Source organism: Micromonospora craterilacus, from assembly GCF_003236315.1.
Classification (GTDB): Bacteria; Actinomycetota; Actinomycetes; order Mycobacteriales; family Micromonosporaceae; genus Micromonospora; species Micromonospora craterilacus.
Window position 1 is genome coordinate 1 of record NZ_POTY01000321.1, and the last position, 6,315, is coordinate 6,315.

The 6,315-nt window shown below is 71.5% G+C and carries 3 protein-coding genes and 1 pseudogene; 3 read left to right on the forward strand and 1 reads right to left on the reverse strand.

The window, feature by feature from the left end; all coding sequences use genetic code 11:
- From C1I95_RS31025 to C1I95_RS31035, 3 genes are all read left to right on the forward strand, one after another.
- A partial coding sequence (locus C1I95_RS31025) for an ATP-binding protein (protein ID WP_146605912.1) occupies window positions 1-2,748 on the forward strand: 2,748 nt, incomplete at its 5' end.
- A 130-nt stretch (window positions 2,749-2,878) separates the two neighbouring features.
- Window positions 2,879-3,373 carry an SRPBCC domain-containing protein gene (locus C1I95_RS31030; RefSeq protein WP_111219285.1) on the forward strand — a complete coding sequence of 165 codons (495 nt, stop codon included), beginning with the start codon at window positions 2,879-2,881 and terminating at the stop codon, window positions 3,371-3,373.
- An 83-nt stretch (window positions 3,374-3,456) separates the two neighbouring features.
- Entirely contained in the window at window positions 3,457-4,761 is a 1,305-nt protein-coding gene (locus C1I95_RS31035; RefSeq protein WP_111219281.1) for an SGNH/GDSL hydrolase family protein, read from the forward strand.
- 481 nt (window positions 4,762-5,242) lie between these two features.
- Here the strand turns inward: C1I95_RS31035 and C1I95_RS31040 are convergent.
- A pseudogene (locus tag C1I95_RS31040) lies at window positions 5,243-6,139 on the reverse strand (ABC transporter substrate-binding protein); the annotation flags it as partial.
- Between the last annotated feature and the right edge of the window lie 176 nt (window positions 6,140-6,315).

Sequence of the window (6,315 nt, forward strand, 5' to 3'; positions counted from 1 at the left end):
GTGGGGGCGGTGACGGTGGAGATCGAGATCTCGGCACGGGAAGCCGAGGTGCTCGCTCTGCTGAACGAGCGGTGCAGCAACGCCGAGATCGGGCAGCGGCTGTTCATCTCCGTACGCACCGTCGAGAGCCACGTCTCGTCACTGCTGCGCAAGTATGGCGTCGCCGACCGACACGATTTGTCGGCACTTGCATCGACCGCCCCGGCGGCGACAACGAACCGGGCGGACGCCGGCGTCGCCGGGCTCCCCGTACCGCGCACGACCTTCGTCGGTCGCCGACAGGAGCGGGAGTCGCTGTCCAGAACGCTCCGCGACGCCCGGCTGATCACCCTGGTGGGCGTCGGCGGGGTGGGAAAGACCCGGCTCGCCGTCGAACTGGCGACCGAGGTGGCGCCACGGTTTCCGGCCGGCGGCGCCTTTGTCGACCTGGTGCCGGTGCGCGACGGCGCCGTTCCCCAGGCCGTCGCCGCCGCGCTCGGCCTCATCCCCACCCCGCGTCAGCCCCTGTCCGAGGCGATCCAGGACGAACTCAGCGCGCAACGGTCGCTGCTGGTGCTGGACAACTGCGAACACCTGTTGGACGCGGTGGCGGCTTTCGCCGAGCAGATCCTCAACGGGTGCCCCGGCGTCACCGTGCTGACCACCAGCCGGGAACGGTTGGGGGTGCCCGGGGAACAGGTGGTGCAGGTGCTGCCGCTGCCCGAGCCCGACGGGCGGGCGCTCTTCGACGACCGCGCACGGGCGGCCGGCGCCGACGTGCCCGGCGACCCGACGGCGGTCGGTGAACTCTGCGCCCAACTCGACAACGTACCGCTGGCGATCGAGCTTGCCGCCGCCCGCAGCGCCTCGCTGGGAGTGGAGGGCTTACTCGCGGCGTTCACCGATCCCCTGCGGGTGTTGACCGGCGCGCGACACGCCGATCAGCGGCACCGCTCACTGCGGGCCGTTCTGGACTGGAGTTACGGCCTGCTGGACCCAGCCGAGCAGACGCTGTTGCGGCACCTCTCCGTGTTCGTGGGTGGGTTCGACCTGGCCGCTGCGGCCCGGGTGTCGCAGGTGGGCGATGTGGCCGGGACGGCCGACCTGCTCGGCCGGCTGGTGGAGAAGAGCCTGGTCACCCGTGACCGGGATGTGCGCCGCTGGCGGATGCTGGGTACCGTCCGGGCGTTCGCGCGGGAACAACTCGTCGCCGACCCGGCCCGGGGTGAGGTGTTCGACCGGTACCTCGAATGGGCGACATCGACGGCCACCGCACTCGTCGAGCGGTTGAACGGTGCCTGGCGCGAGGACTTCGACCTCGTCGCCGACGATCTGCGCGCAGCGCTGCTCGGCCCTCGCAGCGGCGTCGGCTCGGCCCCGCACCAACTGGCTCGGGCGCTCGGTCGCCTCGCGTTCAGCCGTCGCTTCCTCGCCGCGTCCCTGGACTGTTACCGGCAGGCGGCCGCGCGGGCACCGAGCCCCGCAGAGGCGGTGGCGGACCTGCGCAACGCGGCAAACTGCGCGCTGGTGGGCACCGTGCCCGGACGGCAGGCACTGGACCTGTTGCTGACCTGCGCCGACCTTGCCGGGGCGGCCGGCGACGGCAATGCCCAGGCGCTTGCCCTGGCCCGGGTGATCGAGATGGTCCACCGGTTCCACAGCCGGATCGGCAGCGACATGTCACGCGAACGGCTGACCGTCCTGCTGGAACGGGCCCGAGCCGCCGGAAACGCCGCCGATCCCGCGGTCGCCGCCGCGGTGGCGATCGCCGAGGCGTGGTACGCCGGAGGCCGCCCGTACCACCCGGACCCGGATCTCGCCGTCGTCGCCGCTGAGGCCGCCCGTCGCTGCGGCGTGCCGGTGTTGGTCAGCGCGGGTCTGGACCTGCTGGGTACAGCCGCGGCGCAGGCCGGACGATCAGCCGAGGCGCGGCGGATCGGGGTGGAGCGGTTCGCGCTGCTGAGTGAGCTCGACCCCACCGATCCGCAGGCGGCACCGGAGATCGGTGACACCTTCCACGTCGCGGCCACCGTCGCGTTTCGGGCCGGTGACCTGCCCGCCGCACTGGATGTGGCGCGACGGATGATCGATGACGACCTGCTCGGAAACCGCACCTACACCATCGGCACCCTCGTGCCGGCCCTGGCGCTCACCGGTGAACTCGACGAGTCGCTGGCGCAGGCGGAAGCGCTGTGGGAGGGGTGGCAGCGGGTCGGCCGGCCACCGACGGGGGACGTGGCGGGTGCCATGGCGTTCGCCATGCTGGCGTGCGGGTTCCGAGGTGATCGGGACAGCCTGTCGCGGTGGCGGAACCGACTGGCGGCGAGCGCCTCCGCCGCCGGCATCGAGCTGTCCGCACTCCCGTCGGCGGTCTACGCGGACTGCCGCACCGCCCTTCATCTGCGCGAGTTCGGTGACGCGGCCCGGCTGGTCGGGCTGGCATTCAACGCCTTCCCCGGCTTCCGGTACGAGATGTACGCCCGCGCCGCCGGTACGGAGCTGGCGGTCGCCGCCGGCTTGCCGGGCGCGGCGCGGTGCCTCGCGGTCGCCGAGGAGGCGGGCACCGACAACGCCTGGGCGACCGCCTGCCTGGCCCGAGCGCGGGGGCGGTTGACCGGGGACGTCGAGGCGTTCGCCGCGGCGTTGGCCGGGTTTCAGCAGGTCGGCGCACGTGTCGAGTACGCCTGCACGCTTGCGCTTCTACCCGGACGGGAGGCCGAGGGGCGAGCCGAGCTGAAGTCGCTGGGCCTGCCGGCGATGGGGGACTGACCGCCCTCCCCGCTCCGTGGTGCGTTCCGTGGTCGAATCCGGGTGGCCACGGATGTGCCGGCCAGCCGCGCGGCGGAGGCTGATCACCGACGGTAACGCCACCTCGGCGTTCGTGATCAGAGGAGTGGCTATGACGGGCACTGTGCAGCACTCAGGTGAACTGGTTCACCGCATCTATCTCAAGGCCAGCCCCGAGGAGGTCTGGGCTGCGCTGACCCGCTCGGAGCTGACCAAGCGTTATGGGTACGGGGGCCGGATCGACATCGACCCGCGCCCCGGTGGCGCCTACCGCGGCTACGCGAGCGAAGCCATGGTCGGCAGCGGCGTCGACGTGGTCATCATCGAGGGCGAGATCATCGAGGCCGAACCCGACCGGCGGCTCGCCCTGACCTGGCGGATGACCGCCGACCCCGCCATGGCGGCCGAGGGACCCACCCGACTCACCTACGACATCGGCCGGGATGAACGCGGATTGACGACCCTGACCGTGACGCACGACCTCACCGGGGCTCCACACACCGCGGCACTGGTCACCGGCGCCACCCCGGGCACCGGGGGAGGCTGGTCCTTCCTGCTCAGCGACCTCAAGTCGCTGTTGGAGACCGGCACCGGTATCGCCGGTTGACCGAACCGGGGCGGGCGTAGTCCCGCACGTCTGGCCCGGCCAGCACCCATGCCCATCAGCAACCGCCTGCGAAAGGACGCCCCATGAGACGTACCAGGCTTCAACTGCTCGCCGCCGCCGTCGCGGCAGCCCTGTTCCTGACCGCGCCGGCCCAGGCGGCGACCGCCCGGACGCCAGCGGCGCAGCCCGGCCACGCCGGCGCACCCTCCGCCGCGGGCTGGCGGGCGGCGTGGACCGCCGCCGCACACCACCCGTTCGAAGGGTTCGGTACGCCGAACTGGTCAGTCAACGGCTTCGCAGATCAGTCACTGCGGCAGGTGGTCCGGGTCAGCGCCAGCGGCTCGACCGTGCGGGTACGACTGTCCAACCGCTTCGGAGACCGACCGCTGAAGGTGTCCGGCGCAACGATCGCGCACGCCGCAGGGGGAGCGGCCGTGCGACCGGGCAGCCTCCGCTCGTTGACCTTCAGCCGATCGACAACGGCGACCATTCCCCCCGGAGGCGAGCTCACCTCCGACCCCGCGCCGCTGCCGACACGTGCCCTGGACTCCCTCGCGGTGACGCTGTATTTCGCCGGCCCCACCGGCCCGGCGACCGTCCACGAGAACGCGACGGCCACCACCTACCGAACGGCCGGCGACCGGCGCTTCGATACCCGGGCCGGCGCGTTCGCCGAGACCAGCACATCGTGGTACTTCCTTGCCGGCATCGACACGGCCGGCCAGCCCGGACGCGCCCACGACGCAGTGGTGACGTTCGGCGACTCGATCACGGACGGGTACGGCACCACGGTCGACGCCGACAACCGGTACCCGGATGAGCTGGCCGAACGGTTCGCCTCCGGGCGCCGGCCGATGAGTGTGGTGAACTCCGGTATCAACGGCAGCAAACTGCTCGCGGACTCGACCTGCTTCGGAGAGGCGGGCGTGTCCCGGTTCGGCCGGGACGTGCTGGACCAACCAGGGGTCCGCGCCGTGGTCGTCCTGCAGGGCATCAACGACATTGGTGGCGGCGGCTACCCCGACTTCGGCTGCGGCGCTTCCCCCGTGGTGACTGCCGAAGAGATCATCGACGGGCATCGGCAGCTGATTCGGGCGGCACACGCCCGGGGTGTGCGGATCGTCGGAGCCACCATGCTGCCGATCAAAGGCGCGTTCGGCTACGACACGCCCGCCAACGAGATGGTCCGCGACGCCGTGAACACCTGGATCCGCAGCGGCGGCGAGTACGACGCGGTGGCCGACCTGGACCGGGCGCTCGCCGACCCGGCCGACCGGGATGCGCTGCGGCCAACCTACGACTCCGGCGACCACCTGCACCCCAACGATGCCGGCGCCGCCGCGATCGCTGCGGTCGTCGCTCCTCTGCTCATCCACACCGGCCGGTAGTCCTGGCCGCTCCAGTACCCGGCAGGCGGTTCGGTCCCGCCCGCCGAGTACTGGAGGTTGCGCCAATCGGGAGCCCGAGTAGGCGCTGGCGACGGGCCTGGTGGCGCCGGCTGAGCGGGCCAGCAGGAGGGCGGACGCCGTGAGGATGGACACCGTACCCAGAGTCCGGGCAGGATCGCCGGTGCCGGATAGCCCGCGCGAGCACAGGGGCCGCATCATGTCGAGCAGTGCGCCGCATGCTGGACACCTGTCCATCAGCTTCACCGCCGAGGAACTGACGGTGCTCGCCGCCGAGCTCGGGTACGCGCCGCAGCGGTACGGGGTACGGCTGCCCCCGCGCGCCGGACCAGTTCCCGCTCGTCAGACGTCGCCGATGTCATTCACGGTTGCCGTGACCGTAATCGTCTTGGTGGCCGGCTCCCCGCCGCCGACGGTGCTGACCGTGTACCGGTGGGTCGCCTTCTGGCCCGGGCTCCAGTCACCACAGGGGAACGCGAGCGTCTCGCGGCTGCAGGGCGGTGTTGCGGTTGTCGAGCAGGATCAGGTCGGCCGGGAACTTGCCGGCGTTCTCCCAGCTGAGCGCTTCGAAGTAGTCGCCGGCTTCGAGCTTGGTGGGCACCACGATGTCGACGCCGAGTTCGGCGAAGTACATCAGGTCGGTGCTGACCTTCGGGTTGGAGACGTAGAACAGGTCGGGGCTGCCCGAGGCGGCCATCACCTTGATGCCCGGGTTGGCCTTGACCGCCTGACGCACCGCCTCGGCGGCGGCGTGGAACCGCGCCTTGGCGTCGGTGACCTTCGTCGCCGACAGGTCCGCGCCGAGGGACTCGGCGAGCTGGGCGTACCGCTCGATCGGCTTGGTCATCGGCACCCGGGCGGTGGTGATGGCCACTACCGGCGCGAGCGGGAGGATCTTGTCCTTGCTCTCGTCCGGCACGTACCAGTAGGCGCCCGGGTCGTACATGTGGGTGACCAGCAGTTCCGGGCGCAGCCCGGCGTACTTCTCGACGCTGAACTCACCCCAGACGTTGCCGAGGATCTCCACGCTCTCGATGTCCAGGGCGCCGGCCTGCGGCTCGGCGCTGCCGTCCGCCTTCCTGGTCTCCCCGAAGACCCCGACGACCTCGCGAGACAGTCCGAAATCGACCAGCGCGGCGGCGGAGCCGGTGAAGGCGACCACCTTGCCGGGCCGGGTCGCCGCGGTGACCGTCTCGGGGCGGTCGTCGGTGAACGACCACGGGCCGGAGTTGTTGTCCCCGTTGGGCTTCGCGGCGTCCTCCCGGCCACAGCCGGCGAGCACGGCCGCCATGGCGGCGGCGCCGCCTGCGGCGAGCAGTCCTCGGCGGGAGAGGCGGCGGGCGGAGACGGGATCAGGCATGGTGTCGTCTTTCGATCAGGGTCGGGGGGACCGTGGACAGCTGGGGTTAGGCTAACCTAACCTAACTTCCTGTCAAGCCCCGATCGGCGTTTCGCACCACACTGGAGTTCACACTGTCCGTCATCGAGTCGTCACCCGACGAAGCGCCGCCCCGGTCCACCCCGCCACCCCGGCAC